This is a genomic window from Butyrivibrio sp. AE3003 (assembly GCF_000686065.1).
In the GTDB taxonomy this organism is placed as follows: domain Bacteria; phylum Bacillota; class Clostridia; order Lachnospirales; family Lachnospiraceae; genus Butyrivibrio; species Butyrivibrio hungatei_A.
On record NZ_JMLX01000001.1, the window covers coordinates 894,244 to 907,552 of the forward strand.

At 41.2% G+C, this 13,309-nt stretch carries 16 protein-coding genes; 10 read left to right on the forward strand and 6 right to left on the reverse strand.

The annotated features are described in order from the left end of the window. Positions 1-14 precede the first annotated feature (14 nt). Complete coding sequence (locus CD00_RS21080) at positions 15-1,805, forward strand: ATP-binding cassette domain-containing protein (RefSeq protein ID WP_081811832.1); 1,791 nt, start codon at positions 15-17, stop codon at positions 1,803-1,805. After that, positions 1,762-2,121, forward strand: coding sequence for a hypothetical protein (locus tag CD00_RS0104345; RefSeq protein WP_026654832.1), 360 nt, complete (start codon positions 1,762-1,764; stop codon positions 2,119-2,121). The genes CD00_RS21080 and CD00_RS0104345 overlap by 44 nt, the downstream gene beginning before the upstream one ends. 339 nt (positions 2,122-2,460) lie before the next feature. Here CD00_RS0104345 and CD00_RS0104350 read toward each other — a convergent pair whose 3' ends face one another. The 3 genes from CD00_RS0104350 to CD00_RS21470 form a co-directional block, all read right to left on the reverse strand. After that, complete coding sequence (locus tag CD00_RS0104350) at positions 2,461-3,267, reverse strand: ExeA family protein (protein ID WP_026654833.1); 807 nt, start codon at positions 3,265-3,267, stop codon at positions 2,461-2,463. Then, positions 3,267-4,529: a DDE-type integrase/transposase/recombinase gene (locus tag CD00_RS0104355; RefSeq protein WP_026512707.1), complete on the reverse strand. Its 1,263-nt coding sequence runs from the start codon at positions 4,527-4,529 to the stop codon at positions 3,267-3,269. The genes CD00_RS0104350 and CD00_RS0104355 overlap by 1 nt, the downstream gene beginning before the upstream one ends. A 74-nt stretch (positions 4,530-4,603) precedes the next feature. Beyond that, on the reverse strand, positions 4,604-5,071 hold the full coding sequence (locus CD00_RS21470) for a DUF6431 domain-containing protein (RefSeq protein WP_442856190.1): 468 nt from the start codon (positions 5,069-5,071) through the stop codon (positions 4,604-4,606). Between CD00_RS21470 and CD00_RS0104365 the strand changes: the two genes are divergently transcribed. Both CD00_RS0104365 and CD00_RS0104370 read left to right on the forward strand, forming a co-directional pair. Beyond that, positions 4,988-5,182 carry a hypothetical protein gene (locus tag CD00_RS0104365; protein WP_026512709.1) on the forward strand — a complete coding sequence of 65 codons (195 nt, stop codon included), beginning with the start codon at positions 4,988-4,990 and terminating at the stop codon, positions 5,180-5,182. The two genes, CD00_RS21470 and CD00_RS0104365, sit on opposite strands and share 84 nt — an antisense overlap. Positions 5,183-5,589: 407 nt before the next feature. Next, positions 5,590-5,946 carry a hypothetical protein gene (locus CD00_RS0104370; RefSeq protein WP_026654835.1) on the forward strand — a complete coding sequence of 119 codons (357 nt, stop codon included), beginning with the start codon at positions 5,590-5,592 and terminating at the stop codon, positions 5,944-5,946. Between the two features lie 99 nt (positions 5,947-6,045). Here CD00_RS0104370 and istB read toward each other — a convergent pair whose 3' ends face one another. Together istB and istA are read right to left on the reverse strand one after the other, a co-directional pair. Beyond that, a complete protein-coding gene (gene istB / locus CD00_RS0104375) occupies positions 6,046-6,822 on the reverse strand; it encodes an IS21-like element helper ATPase IstB (RefSeq protein ID WP_034461944.1) in 777 nt (258 codons plus the stop codon). Between the two features lie 13 nt (positions 6,823-6,835). After that, on the reverse strand, positions 6,836-8,398 hold the full coding sequence (gene istA / locus CD00_RS0104380) for an IS21 family transposase (RefSeq protein ID WP_026654837.1): 1,563 nt from the start codon (positions 8,396-8,398) through the stop codon (positions 6,836-6,838). Between the two features lie 325 nt (positions 8,399-8,723). Between istA and CD00_RS20080 the strand changes: the two genes are divergently transcribed. The 5 genes from CD00_RS20080 to CD00_RS0104410 all read left to right on the forward strand — a co-directional run bounded on the left by CD00_RS20080 (position 8,724) and on the right by CD00_RS0104410 (position 12,394). Continuing rightward, positions 8,724-8,888, forward strand: coding sequence for a hypothetical protein (locus CD00_RS20080; RefSeq protein WP_185750389.1), 165 nt, complete (start codon positions 8,724-8,726; stop codon positions 8,886-8,888). A gap of 207 nt (positions 8,889-9,095) precedes the next feature. Then, the gene (locus CD00_RS0104395; RefSeq protein WP_026654838.1) at positions 9,096-9,344 is read left to right on the forward strand and encodes a hypothetical protein; all 249 of its coding nucleotides are present in this window, start codon (positions 9,096-9,098) and stop codon (positions 9,342-9,344) included. Continuing rightward, positions 9,341-9,565, forward strand: a complete 225-nt coding sequence (locus CD00_RS0104400) for an antitoxin HicB (protein ID WP_207640446.1) — start codon at positions 9,341-9,343, stop codon at positions 9,563-9,565. Before CD00_RS0104395 ends, CD00_RS0104400 begins: the two co-directional genes overlap by 4 nt. A 5-nt stretch (positions 9,566-9,570) precedes the next feature. Then, entirely contained in the window at positions 9,571-11,394 is a 1,824-nt protein-coding gene (locus CD00_RS0104405) for a glycosyltransferase (RefSeq protein ID WP_026654840.1), read from the forward strand. A 79-nt stretch (positions 11,395-11,473) separates the two neighbouring features. After that, complete coding sequence (locus CD00_RS0104410; protein ID WP_026654841.1) at positions 11,474-12,394, forward strand: hypothetical protein; 921 nt, start codon at positions 11,474-11,476, stop codon at positions 12,392-12,394. A 119-nt stretch (positions 12,395-12,513) separates the two neighbouring features. Here CD00_RS0104410 and rpmB read toward each other — a convergent pair whose 3' ends face one another. Beyond that, positions 12,514-12,699 carry a 50S ribosomal protein L28 gene (rpmB, locus tag CD00_RS0104415; RefSeq protein ID WP_026512990.1) on the reverse strand — a complete coding sequence of 62 codons (186 nt, stop codon included), beginning with the start codon at positions 12,697-12,699 and terminating at the stop codon, positions 12,514-12,516. 229 nt (positions 12,700-12,928) lie between these two features. Here rpmB and CD00_RS0104420 point away from each other — a divergent pair, with 229 nt between their 5' ends. After that, a complete protein-coding gene (locus tag CD00_RS0104420) occupies positions 12,929-13,291 on the forward strand; it encodes an Asp23/Gls24 family envelope stress response protein (protein ID WP_026654842.1) in 363 nt (120 codons plus the stop codon). Positions 13,292-13,309: the final 18 nt, after the last annotated feature.

A 13,309-nucleotide genomic window follows, 5' to 3' on the forward strand; every position in this document is an offset into this window, starting at 1 on the left:
GAGCGGACTGAATAATGAGCTTGTCTGATAGAGAAGCAATAATAGAAGTTAATGATGTATATAAGATTTTTAGGGTGTACTTTGATAAAGGAAGTATGCTCAAGGAACACTTTGTGACTCCCGGGCGTAGCAGGTATGAAGAAAGAGAAATCCTAAAGGGGATTTCTTTTAATGTCTTTCGTGGTGAAACTGTAGCTCTAATAGGACAGAATGGATGCGGTAAATCTACAACGTTGAAGATGCTGACCAAGATTCTTTATCCTAATAAAGGCTCAGTGATTGTTAAAGGTAAGGTCTCCAGTCTTATTGAGCTTGGTGCCGGATTTCATCCGGATATGAGTGGAAGAGAAAATATTTATATTAATGCATCTATTCTTGGTATCAAAAGGGAAGAGGTTGATAAGAGAATTGATGAAATAATACGTTTTTCTGAACTTGAAGAATTTATTGATAATCCGATAAGAACGTATTCTTCCGGTATGTATATGCGCCTGGCATTTTCTGTTGCTATAAATGTTGATGCTGATATTTTGCTTATTGATGAAATACTGGCAGTTGGTGATCAGGCTTTTCAGGAGAAATGTATTAGGAAACTTGATGAACTTAGAGAAGCAGGGATAACTATTGTTCTTGTCTCTCATTCCATGGGACAGATCAGAGAAATAGCTGATAGATGTATATGGATAGAAAATGGCCGGATAAGAGAAGATGGCTCTACTGAGGATGTTTGCGCTCATTATGAGGAAGCGATGACTCGTAAGCGCGAAGAGAGGGATGAGTTAGAGGAAGAACAAAGACAAGAGGATGCAGAACGCAGAGAAAACGTTGGATTAGAGGCTTTGGATAGTGGTTCTGATGATGATAATGTTATAGAGACTAAGAGAAAGCAGAGAAAGATACTTAGAGAACGTCAGCTTCAAGAGATAAGGAAGAGACAAGAGGCTTTTTCTGCAAAATGGCAAGGTGGAGGTATACAAGGTAGATCAATTACTTTTGTCTCGATGGTTGTACTTATGGTTTTGTTATCTGCCAGTGCAGATGTCTTTGTTATTGGATGGAATGAGATTCCTGAGGGTGTTATTTCTATAGCGACTAGGGATGTCATTATTAAGGTTTGGGGATATATTCTTTTTGTTATTGGAAGAGTGTCTATTCCGATGATACTGATATTACTTGGATTTGAGCTGCTTAAAAGGGATTATAGTAGCAAAACGAAGCGATTCAATTATTATATAAAAGCTTTTTTACCCACGCTTGCTATATGGGAGGTTTGGGTGCTGTTTTATCAGATGTTTTTGCATGCTTTTGATGGAAGGAAGTTTGACTTTGCTGTTTGGATGAAAGAAGCGTTTTTGATTAAATATATTGATGTTGGATGCTTATGGATATTTAGATTTATTTTCTTTTTTATGCTTATTACTCCATATGTTGCTCTTGTGCTGCAACTGTTTAGTGTAGGTTCGCTGCGATTTATTATGCTGATTGTCTGGATGTTATTTTTTCTTTTTCCCGGGCTTGATTATTATGGACAGGCAAACGGCGGAGAAAGTAGCTTTCCGCAGTCACTTGGAACGTTTTGTTATTTCTTTTACTTCTGTTTAGGTTTTTTGATTTCGAGATATATGCAAAGGATATTCAAGGGAAGCAAGGAGGTTATGTTCTTTGCCTTTGCTTTTGCACTTACAGTGTGGTCACAGATATTCTTTGATGATAGAGGTGTGGGATATCTGATAAAACCTACCTTTTTTTGGAGTGTCGTTGATGGCATTGTTTGGTGTGGATCTGCTGTTAAGATTCAGGATTAACGATATGTACCGGAGGATTGGAAGCTTTTTTGACAAGGTTGGAAGATGCGTTTTAGGTGTTGTTTTTGTATATGGATCGATTCAATTAATACTTACAAGGTATGTGTTTAGATTGGGAGCGGTACGTGAAGACGGTAGTGCGATAAGACTTGCTGTCTGTTGTGTAGGATTATGGATATGTACGGTAATTATTTCTTTTGGTGTGGTATATGTGTTTGTTTTATTCAAACAAGTGTGTAATGGGAAGTTGAAGAGGGATTGCAGGGTATTTTCTAAATCTTCATTGTTTACTATGAATGAAAATACTGAAGATTAGTAATGTAAAGGTACCTTGGAAATTTTATACTTTACATCAGGATGTGTTTCTTGCATTTGAATTAAGCATATGTTTATGAAGGAGGCATATGTGTATGCAAGAAGAAACAAATGAGTCTGTTAGAGGTCAGATGTCTGTCCGGCGGCACATTGTGGGAGGCGGTAACGGCTGATTGTTTTCGGCAGTTTCCACTCCCTGACCGTGCGGTATAATTCCTGACCGCAGGATATTGGCGGGAACACCGCACACTGTCATAGCTTTATTCCAGAGAGCATTCGGAATGCTTTTTGAAATAAGGCCATGACTAAACAGTCACAGCCTTGTACATTGAAAATTTCATCAATCCAGAGCCTGGTTCTCAACGGCATCACGGATGATATCGGCATCGATGACCTTGCATTTACGCTGTGAGCCGATGGCAAAGGCATCGGTCATCAGGTTGTCGATGAGTCTGGGGTTGCCCTGGGTATAGCTGTGGGCTGCAGACAGTGCAGCGGTATCAATGATCTTTTCGGATGCACCGGCAAGCTTTATCTTGTGAAGTATATACTCTGCAACCTCACCGTCATCCAGTCCGCTGTAGTTGTAGTGGACGGTGATCCTTTGGCGGAGGGCTTCATGAACGGGCTTTCTAAGGGTGTCATTCAGGTGTAATTCACCGCAAAGGATGAGCGTAAAGTAGTTGACGGAATCGTAGCCATAATTCATCAGCATCTTGATGTCATTAAGGATTCCGGTGTTCAGGTACTGCGCCTCATCAATTGCAAGGAGCAGAGGTTGCCGCTTTTCCTTGAAAAGGTACGATATCTGCTCGCGGATTGCCTGGAACATCGCAGGCTTACCGCCTTTTTCTTTCACACCCAGGATACTGCAGAACTGTTTATAGAAGTCGGCGACACTGATAGTTGACAGGCACATGTACTCCATGTGGTAAAGGCTGGGGTTGAGGCTGTTTGCAAAACACCGGAGGGCATAGGATTTACCCATGCCCGGTCTTGCGGTGAATACTCCTATGCCCCTGATGTCCTTGAGGTAATTGAGACGGTTTGTCATTTCGTTGAAATCTTTTGAGATAAAGCAGTCCTTTTCCTTGAGCTGCTGCTTGTCAAAGGGATTGTATGACAGACCATAGAAGCTATTGTACATCAGCCTACACCTCCAATCCTTGAGTAGTCGATAGGGTTCTGGCGTTTTACATGGCAGTTCTCATTGCGGTTGGTCCTGCGGAGGGGATAGTGTTTTCCATCAAAAAGAATGTAGGCAGAATCCATGTCATCCGGAAGAAAGCGGATATCAACCTTTGCAGATATGAACTGCATGGGGACATCAAAGCTGACCTTGTCGATTGAGATGGTGGAGTCTTTCCTTACCTTGCGGGTTATGCGGTTGAGGAAGCACTCATCAAGCCACTCTTCGGACTGAGGCGGCTTGGGTTTGTATTCTGAATTTAAGTACCTGTCCATTGGAGTAGAATCGATGCCGCGATGGAAAGTGGTGTTGTAGGTGCGCATATAGTCCTTGAGCATGCTGTCAAACTGGGAGAGCGATGTGATGGATCCGATATCCAGTGTGTACAGCCATCTTTCCTTGAGTGTCCTGAAATGGCGTTCCACCTTGCCTTTGCTGGCACCGTCGCGTACTTTTGTATGCAGGAGCACTATGCCAAGCGACACACAGATCATGGAGAGCTGCTCGTTGGAGTAGCTGCAGCCGTTATCGACATAGAGCTTGTCAGGAATGCCGTAGGTAGCAACAGCCTGTTTAAGGACTTTCTGGAAGTTGAAAGCGTTGTCGCTGTAGAACAGACCGCCTCCGACAAGGAGCCTTGAATGGTCGTCGATTATCATTATGCAGTAGACGCGCTTGGATTTACCGTTCTCAGTGATATATGGGAGATAACAGGTGTCCGCCTGCCAGCATTTTCCGAAGCCGTCCTCCTCAAATGCCTTACGGTCCTTTAGATTGGGATTTCGTGCGGACTTGAGGTCATTGTTTTTGATGAACCTCTGGACTGAGTCGACGCTTACACAGGCAGGGATGAATGATTCAGCTACCAGGTGGTGGTATATCTGGGTGGCATTCATGCGGGGATGCTCCTGCTTCATGCGGTAGATCTCACAGATTGCTTCGTCGTTCAGAACACGGGAAACGCCCATATCGGAGCGCCTTCCGGGAAGAAGCGCATCAAGGCCGCCGTTAGTATACTCTGATTTCCACTTCTCCAGTGTTTTGTAGCTGTACTTTACAACGGTTCCGTCAGGAAGTGTGAGCGGGTTTTCGGTCACTCTCTTGTAATAAGCTGTAGCTGATGCATCAGGAAAAAGCCCCTGGACTACAGGAGCTATGAGTGCAAAGCGGAACTGGGCCATGTCGGCATCCTGCTTTGTGATTTCAGGGTTATTATTCATGTATTATGATCCTCCTTTATGTTTTCTAAAGCATAAAGCGAAGATATGGGCATAAACAGCCACCGGTTGTGTGGTCAGGTGATTCTGTAATCCGGAAGAAATATCTTCTGGCAGTACCCTGCGGATTCGCTACAGCATACAGATGGATTTTTATGCGACTGAAGGAATGAGAATGCGAAATGGCTGATGAATTCCGAAGAGAATCCATTGTAAGGATTACTGACCAGAGTTTTCATAAAATCACGGGTATCTGTTTTAAGATTTTCAAGTTCACCGAGCCAGAGTTTCTTATGCTGCCTGAACAGGCACTTCCACTTACGGAACTGACTGATGGATATTTCATATCTTTCGCAGATGCTTTCAATGGACCGGAATTGAAAGATGTGCTCTGACAGAACCCTGAGCACAAAGAACAGCCCATATGTCCCATAAGGGATGATGTGGTCAGGAAGTATGGCATGAGTGTGATGACAGCTGTCACAGATAACCCTCATTACACTGATGGAGCATTTGTGTCTCCGACCATTAACAAAGTCAGTGATAGTACGACCATAGTAAGCGTGGACATGACATTCGCCTCTGGATCCGCAGACAGGACAGGTCTCCTTCGATGGAACAAAGCGGGTCATAAATCGGTCAAAGAGGATTTTTGATGAAGTTTTAATATTTAGCATCTTGATAAACAGTAAGTTTTTCCGTATCATACAGACGTATCTCCTTTCATTATTCCCCGGATTCGTTCTGGACAGGTATGAAAGGGGACTTAAGATGACTGCTTATGAACAGGCAACCATAATTAGGGCATTGACCCTGCGCAGGACCTGTGTGCAGCTCTTAAGGGTGTGAATGAGGAAGGACGAACTGTGGTAGGGGCTGTCTTTCCTCATTTTTTATGCAACTGTATGAATATAGATCCGAAGGGGATAGTCAGTCAATATAGACACGAAAAAAACGTGCGGTAAAAAAACAGCACGTTCAGATAGACAATATATAGGAGAACGAGAAATTAATCCGCAGTAAACCTTCAGTAGGTGAGAGGATTAATTCGACGCATTACAAGATGTCTAACAGCAAAGTTGAAGATAACGGTGCTAAGCTTATCTTTGAGAATCCTACGCTTTGTGCTCAGTTACTGCGAGATTATTCGAATATTGATCTTTTGAAGAATGTTCGGCCTGAGGATATAACTGATGTTACAGAACGTTATATTCCTATGTTCACAGAGGAGAGAAACGCAGATGTTGTTAAGCAGGTTAGGGTTAATGACAATGAGGAAGTTTTCATTGCTTTGATTGAACATATTCCGGATGTGAGTAAGTTGGCCGGGTTTAAATATCCTCCGATTTTGCCTATCGTTTATTATAATGGCGAGGGGAATTGTGATGATTCTTGTCTATTTGGTACAAGCATCTTGTAATACTCGGACGTCAGTTCCGCAATTATCCGGACAAGGTTTCTACTAATATCCGGACAAGATTCCTGTATCAAGTGGACAAGATGACATCTATTTTTTATATTACTCGCTTGCCGTCTTATTGTCATCTCCGGCGTCAGCCGGCATATGTTCTATCGTAGGACGGCGGGAAGGACCTTTTAGGTCGAACCTATACGCATTGCGCACTATGCGGTCCAGGACCGCATCTGCAATCGTTTGATCTTTGAAAATTGAAACCCAATTCTTAACAGGTAACTGTGCTGAGATGGCTACAGACTTATGTTTGTGGTATCTCTCCTCAATGACTTCAAGGAAGTCCTGAGTCATGCCAAGGTCTAACTGTTTCATACCGAAATCATCAAGCAACAAAAGATTAGGTTTTACCAGATCCTGCATCAGTTTGTTGTATGATCCGTCGCCTCTGGCGATATTCAGGTCTGTGAGCAACCTTGGAACTCTGTAGCACCTTACAGTAAGTCCTCTAGTGCAAGCTTCTCTGCCAAAAGCTGAGAGCAGATATGTTTTGCCAACACCAGTCGCTCCTGTGATGATGAGGTTATTACCGCTTGTGACCCACTGGCAGTCAGAGAGTCTTGCTATATCTGCCTTCTTGAGCTTTCGTATAGGCTCATAATCCAGGTTCTCAAGGCATGCTGTAGGCTCCCTTAAATGCGCAAGACGTATAAGCCGGTTTGTCTTGGCTTTGTTTCTTGCATTGAACTGGGCTGTCACTATCATTCCCAGTCTGTCATCGAAGGAAAGAGCTTGCGAAGCAGGAAGTTCATCCTGCCTGGCGTACTCAAGTCTCATGGCATTTAACTTCATTGCTGTTAACTGTTCCGCTGTCTGGTAGTTCATGATGCATCACCTCCTATTCCCATTCTCCGACACGGAGATTTTCGTGGCTTGGGGTTGGAGTGTCCGCATCGGAGTGTTCAGCGTTTACGGGCTTCTTATCCTGATTGTTTTTCAGGATGTTCTTGAGTGTTGTATATGTAACAGAGTTGAGATCAAGTGCCTTCTTACAGGCATTATCAACTCTGGTGTTACCGTACTGCTTGCTGAAGTTCACTACAGCCATACAGGATTTATATGCCTGTTCCTCAAAGTCAGCAGACTTAAGGAGTGTATCTACAAAGCGATAAGCATTCTGACCGATACTTGATGCCCTGTAGCGATAATGAGTTCCATCATACTGATTGAATTCTCTGATAGCACGGTGGTTTGCAGGCATATGGTTTATCTCGGTTGCATAACGCCTTCCAGAGAACTTTCTGATATGTAGCGCAACCCTTTCGCCCATAGTGTTGAAGATTTCAATCTTCTTGGCATAGGCATGTATTGTGACGGAGTCCTTGTAAAGAGTATATGGCACTGAATAATAAAAGCCGTCATAGTAGACGTGATAGTTATTCGGTACTGTCTTAACTGGCAGTGTTTCATAATACTCAAATGGATCCTTGGGCAATGGTCGAAGTGCCGGCTTATCAAGAGCAGTAAAGTTGCTGCTTCTAGAGCCGGAGCGATGCTTGAATGGTCTTTCTGCAAGTTCAAGCACTCGATCCTTTATATCAGCATTAAGGGCTTCAAAACTGTGATATATCTTATCTTTTAGCCACTCAAGGAGCCATGTTTCAAGCCAGCCTACGCCTGATTCAACTGTAGGTTTGTCTCTTGGCTTTTTGACCCTTGCAGGGATTATAGCAACCTGATAATGACGGGCAAGGTCTCTGTAAGCATGGTTGAGCTCCGGATTGTAGAGGTTGGTATGTACAACCGCTGTTTTGCAGTTGTCGGGCACAAGTATCTTGGGAAGCCCTCCATACCACTCAAAAGCATCTATATGAGCCTGATTCCAGTTGATCTGTGTTTCATTAGGAAATGCTTCAACAAAAGGATATGAACTGTCTCCAAGCGTAGCTACAAAGAAATGAGCATCATGAATCACACCGGTCTCATAGTCAACAACGCATGGAAGAGTATCACCAATCCAGTCGACAAACAGTTCCTTGCCAGGCTCGCGCTCCTGAGGCAGTACCACTTCTTTACCGGTATCTTCTTTCCATGTATTGAACTTGGCACAGAAGTAACTGTAGCTGTAGCCATCAGGATTATCTTTGCGGTATTCTTGCTCCCAGATGTAATAAAGGTTGATTCTTCTGCTGGACATAAGTCGCTTGTATATAGCTTCCCAGTCTGGTTCATCCTTGGATTGCTTACGGCCAAAGGAGTCTGGATATATCAGCTCATTGATCCGCTCAGGAGAAAGCTTTGTTGATTCTTCATAGGTTAGTCCACAGTCCTTGCATCTGTTAAGAATTTCGCCAACGGTAGTTTTGGAGCAATCTACAGCTGATGCTATATCTCGTAGATTGAGCTCCATTTCCCTCAGGCGAAGGATTTCAGTAACTTTCATAGTATCAAGACACCTCATTTCATACCCTCCTTAGAATGTAATTAATTACATTCTAAGAAGATCAATGTGAGATGTCATTTGTCCGGATGATTCAGGAATGGCTGTCCGCATGTTTCAAGAATGCTTGTCCGGATAATAAAAGATTACGTGTCCGGATAATTCAAGAATCCTGTCCGGATGTTACAAGAATCATCAGGGAATTGGACTGCTGATCAGTCTTTAAAGAGCAGAATTGCTTTGAGTGATATCTTTTCACCATATTTGTCCGACTACAGGTATCATCTTGTAAATACTGCGGATTACAGTAACGATGAACTTGTGAAGAAGAAAGATGGAGCGCCATATGAGTGATTTATTTGAGGGATTCAAGGGAATTAATGTAATTGAAGAGAGAAGGATTGGGCAGGATACAATATTAAAGATGGTATATATTGATATTGCTTTACATATAATTGGGGGTATGTTATTCTATGAATCGGCGGTTATTCGCTATAATCAAATCGCATAAGAGTTCATGTTGGATAGATATCCGAGCAATTCGCTCAGTTATTCCCATATTTTTGAATGGTATTTATATTATATGATTATCTAAAGAGTGTTGTAGAATTATTAATATTTCTTTATGTTCTTTTGTTCATTTATCATCCGGCATGTTTTTATGCATAGAAAGGAGAGAAATGATGAGAATAGAACATGAAAGGAGTATAATAATATTATGTCTACTAAAGAAAAGATGATAGAACGTCTATTGTCTGTTCCTAAGGACTATACATATTTTGAGTTAAGAGGATTGACATCTAAACTTGGATGTACTATATCTCAAAAAGGAAGCGGCTCAAGGTGTATGATAATTTCGCCAAGCGGTGCAAGGCATGCGTTTCATAAGCCGCATAATTACAGCTATTTTAAGGAATATGCAGTTAAAGATATGATCTCTTATTTTAGAAGGGAGGGATTGATTTGAATGACAATATATTAAGTGTTCTTGAATATAAAGGATATAAAGGAAGTATTGAAGTTGATACTGAAGCAGATATTTTATATGGTCATGTTCAGAATTTAAAGAATCCAAATGATATAGTTTCTTATGAAGGCGAAACAATAAAGGAACTAAAGGATGATTTTCGTAGTGCCATTGATGATTATTTGGCTAGTTTTGAAGATAAGAATCTTCAGGAAAAATAAAACACATGAATCTACAGTCAATTCTTTATCCAAAAGAAAATATATGTAATGAAGAAGCTCTTTATCTCCACCGAGATGGGAGCTTTATTCTGTTTGACGGATTTTTTAATCTCTTTTACCTGGAGAAACACAAGACGTATTGTAATATAGAAAATTTAAGTCTTGAACTTAAGGTTAAGGGTATAAAGAGAATTTTTGTGATGCATGATAAGGATGTTGCATGTGAGGTTCAGGTTGATGTAATTGTTCCTAGCGGTATGGAGCGACTTGTGGGGAAAGTGCCTACTTGGCAGGTGGAGCAGAGGCTATCGATACAACTGCCTTATAATGCATATGACAAGGGCGTTTTGTGGTTTAAGGCTGAGATCTGTGATGAAAACGATGGATGGGAATTGAGTGGATATTACTGTGCTGTAATTGAAAACAACAGTGTTGATGAGAAATGTAGATCTGTTGAGCTTGCGGTGAATATCTGTACTTATAAACGCGAGCAGTATGTTACGAGAAATATGCGTGCTTTGATGGATTGGAAAAATTCAGTTGATATTGACGGGAACACGCCGGTTGTAGCAGACCATATGCATGTATTTATAGTAGATAATGCAGGTACGCTTAGCTCTTATGATGAATTTAGCGAGGTGTGCGAAGGAAATCTTGGTGATGGGAAGCTGATCACAGTTATTCCAAATGCTAATACCGGCGGCGCAGGTGGCTTTGGTCGCGGGATGACAGAGGCTATTAAGAGGCGTGATGAATTTGGGCTTACGCATCTGCTTATGATGGATGATGACGCTGTTTTTGATCCTGAAATTTTTGTAAGGCTGTATGGGTTTCTTTTTACCCTGAAGGATGAGTATAAGGAGATTACTGTAGGCGGCGGGCTTATGAGGGAGGACTATCCTTTTATACAGCATGCTGCCGGAGAGTGGTATAGCGGATTTAAAGTATATAATGATCACCTGATGGCAGATCTTAGAGATTTTGATGTGTGTACGTCGGATTGGATGACTGCGGCTTCTTACGATGAGAAAATTTACGGAGCGTGGTGGTGCTGCTGTTATCATATGAATGCTGTTACCGAAGAGAATCTGCCGCTTCCTATATTTGTGCATCACGATGACATTCAGTTTGGGCTTAAGCAACGTGGCCGGGGGATTGTGTTCCTTAATGGCATCTGTGTGTGGCATCAGGGGTTTGAGCTTGTATTTCCGGGAGTCAAGCAGTATTACAATATGAGAAATACGCTGATAACGTCTGCGCTTTTTGAGCCTGAGTATCTGCGAAAGCATCTTAAAGTCTGGGTAATCAAGCGGTATATCGGAATGCTTGTAAGCTACAGGTACGGCGACTGTGAGTTTGTGTATAAGGGGCTGATGGATTTCCTTAAGGGGAAGAAATGGCTTGTATCGAGTGATCCTGAAGGGTTGCACAAAGAGCTTATGGCGATGTATCGGGAGATATGTCCGTTTGATAAGTTCTATGGAGATGTGGGGCTTAGCTCTGAGCTACGGGATGTTAGTGAAGAGGCCAAAAAGCTTGAAAGGCTTCGGGAATATTACAGTCATTCAAGGTTTGAATCTTCTATTATAAAGAAGGCAACGTTTAACGGCTGGTTTTTGCCTGCAGATAAGGAACTTAAGATTATTACACCGCTTGATTCGCCTTGGGCAACGTATCGGCATAAGAGTGTCCTGCTTTATGAGCCTGCGACGGGGAAAGGATGCGTGATGAAGCGGAGTAATAGGGAGTTCTTTAAGGGAATCTGGAGGATTGTGAAGATGGCTTTCGCGGTAGATCTGTGGAAGATCAGCGGGGGAAAGTGGGAGTAATATGTGTTTATGAATAATTTAGAAAGTTGCGTATTTTAGCGGTTTTGCTATAATATAGATGACTATAGGGAGATGATTCATGACCGCTAACAAGGATGTAAAGATAAACAAAAATTATAAAGACACTATTTTTAGAAAACTTTTTGGAGAAAGCAAAGAGAATGCGCTTAGTTTATATAATGCAGTAAATGGTACATCATATACAAATGAGGATGAACTTGAATTTACAACGCTGGAAGATGTTATTTACATGAAAGCCAAGAATGATGTTTCATTTATATTTGATTCATCACTTAGTTTATATGAGCATCAGAGTACATATAATCCGAATATGCCATTGAGAGGCTTGCTGTATTTTGCAGATTTATACAGAAAAATTTTACCTAATACGGAAAGCCTATATATGTCCAAACTTGTAAGAATTCCGGCTCCAAAGTATATTGTTTTTTATAATGGTGATTCGTCCAAGATGCCGGATGATGTAATTGAGCTAAAGCTATCATCTGCTTTTATTGGTGAAACAGAGCCCGGAAAATTCGAATGGACAGCTACGATGATCAATATACGTGCTGACAAAAACAGAGATATTCTTGAAAAATGTCGGATGCTAAAGGAATATTCGACTTTTGTCGAAGAGGTAATTGAAAACAATAAAACAATGAATATTAAAGATGCAGTCAATAAATCTGTTGAAGATTGCATAAAAAATAATGTTTTAAAAGAGTTTTTGACAATCCATAGAAAGGAGGTTGTTGATATGTGCTTAACTGAGTTTGATGAGATTAAATGGGGCGAGCTAATGAAGGAAGAAGGACGAGAAGAAGGACGAGAAGAAGGACGAGAAGAAGGAAAAACGGAAGGGAAACAAAATACAGTTTTTTCCTTGGTAAAAAAGGGCAAGCTTACACTTGGTGAAGCTGCAGAAGAGCTTGGACTCGATTTGTCGGCAACCGAAAAATTACTTTCTGAACACGGAATCTCAATTCCTTCAGTAGTATGAGACTAATAAACTGTTTTAATTATACGGACAGCTCCGGATGTATGAGGGGGCTGTTCTTTTTATATTAAAAAATCTACAACAAAAAACCACCCATCAGGGTGGTTTAATTTTTGATCTTATTAAGCTCTTTCAACCTTGTTAGATCTAAGGCAGCTAGCGCATACGTGGATTCTCTTTGTGCCGCCGTTAACTTTAACAGCAACGCGGTGAACATTTGAATTCCAAACTCTGTTAGATCTTCTATGAGAATGGCTTACATTGTTACCGAAATGAACGCCTTTGCCACAAATATCACATTTAGCCATTTTGACACCTCCTTATAAGCCATGTTCGTTCAATAGCATATTATTGCAAATATCCGCAACATTGATATATTAGCAGAAGAAAAACAGAATTGCAAGCAAAATATACGAAAAAATATGTCGCTAAAAATTATATGGTTTATTTTTCGATAAATTGCTATTATAATACATGTGTATGCTAAAACGGAGCTCCATGAGAATTAAAGAGCTTCGGGTATTAAGGAGGGTAAATATGAAGGCTTCTTCTATGAATACTCACATGGGTAGTATATCTATTGACAACGAAGTAATCGCTCAGTACGCAGGAGCTGTAGCAATGGAGTGCTTCGGTATTGTTGGGATGGCAAATGTTAATGTAAAAGACGGACTTGTGAGTCTTCTTAAGATTGATTCGATGACAAGAGGAATCAACGTTTCTCTTGATGCAAATAACAAACTGATACTTGACTTCCATGTAATTGTTGCTTATGGGGTTAGCATTTCAGCTGTTTCAGACAATTTGATCGACAATGTAAAATATAAAGTAGAGGAATTTACGGGGCTTGAAATCGAGAAGATCAACATCTACATCGAAGGTGTCCGCGTGATTGATTAAGCCAAGAGATCAAGTTCT

Bases quoted from the DNA above. Each gene is read 5' to 3' on its own strand.
- istB (WP_034461944.1), bottom strand. From the start codon at position 6,822: ATGAACTACCAGACAGCGGAACAGTTAACAGCAATGAAGTTAAATGCC.
- CD00_RS0104350 (WP_026654833.1), bottom strand. From the start codon at position 3,267: ATGTACAATAGCTTCTATGGTCTGTCATACAATCCCTTTGACAAGCAG.
- CD00_RS0104355 (WP_026512707.1), bottom strand. From the start codon at position 4,529: ATGAATAATAACCCTGAAATCACAAAGCAGGATGCCGACATGGCCCAG.
- CD00_RS0104420 (WP_026654842.1), top strand. From the start codon at position 12,929: ATGAAGGCTTCTTCTATGAATACTCACATGGGTAGTATATCTATTGAC.
- CD00_RS0104410 (WP_026654841.1), top strand. From the start codon at position 11,474: ATGACCGCTAACAAGGATGTAAAGATAAACAAAAATTATAAAGACACT.
- CD00_RS20080 (WP_185750389.1), top strand. From the start codon at position 8,724: ATGAGTGATTTATTTGAGGGATTCAAGGGAATTAATGTAATTGAAGAG.
- istA (WP_026654837.1), bottom strand. From the start codon at position 8,398: ATGAGGTGTCTTGATACTATGAAAGTTACTGAAATCCTTCGCCTGAGG.
- rpmB (WP_026512990.1), bottom strand. From the start codon at position 12,699: ATGGCTAAATGTGATATTTGTGGCAAAGGCGTTCATTTCGGTAACAAT.
- CD00_RS0104365 (WP_026512709.1), top strand. From the start codon at position 4,988: ATGAGTGTGATGACAGCTGTCACAGATAACCCTCATTACACTGATGGA.
- CD00_RS0104405 (WP_026654840.1), top strand. From the start codon at position 9,571: ATGAATCTACAGTCAATTCTTTATCCAAAAGAAAATATATGTAATGAA.
- CD00_RS21080 (WP_081811832.1), top strand. From the start codon at position 15: ATGAGCTTGTCTGATAGAGAAGCAATAATAGAAGTTAATGATGTATAT.
- CD00_RS0104345 (WP_026654832.1), top strand. From the start codon at position 1,762: ATGGCATTGTTTGGTGTGGATCTGCTGTTAAGATTCAGGATTAACGAT.
- CD00_RS0104370 (WP_026654835.1), top strand. From the start codon at position 5,590: ATGTCTAACAGCAAAGTTGAAGATAACGGTGCTAAGCTTATCTTTGAG.
- CD00_RS0104395 (WP_026654838.1), top strand. From the start codon at position 9,096: ATGTCTACTAAAGAAAAGATGATAGAACGTCTATTGTCTGTTCCTAAG.